This window comes from Rahnella sp. PAMC25617 (assembly GCF_050606005.1).
In the GTDB taxonomy this organism is placed as follows: domain Bacteria; phylum Pseudomonadota; class Gammaproteobacteria; order Enterobacterales; family Enterobacteriaceae; genus Rahnella; species Rahnella variigena.
Genome location: NZ_JBOCUM010000316.1, coordinates 1 through 257, shown reverse-complemented (window position 1 = coordinate 257; position 257 = coordinate 1). Strand labels below are relative to the sequence as shown.

Annotated in this window: 1 protein-coding gene; it reads left to right on the top strand. The window is 37.4% G+C overall.

Annotation, left to right across the window (positions count from 1 at the left end; translation table 11 throughout):
* The coding region (locus ACM615_RS24450; RefSeq protein ID WP_431012717.1) for a DUF3298 domain-containing protein at positions 1–188 on the top strand (188 nt) is incomplete at its 5' end.
* Positions 189–257: the final 69 nt, after the last annotated feature.

Here is a 257-nt window from a genome sequence, read left to right as displayed (position 1 = left end):
GAAAGTCATTGGAAGAAGCTGGGTTTTTTTTGCCAGAAACAGGTTTCTTTCTCCCAAATGCCATGGGGTATGAAAATGGTAAGTTTATGCTTATATATATTCCATACGAGATTGGACCCTATGTGATGGGATATACTGAATTGGAGTTTGAGCTTAAGGATTTGGAGGGGACCGTAAGGCAGAAATAATCTTACTTGCATGAGTTTTATAAGACTTTTATGGCTCCTAATCCACAAAAAGACGGATTTTTATGGAAT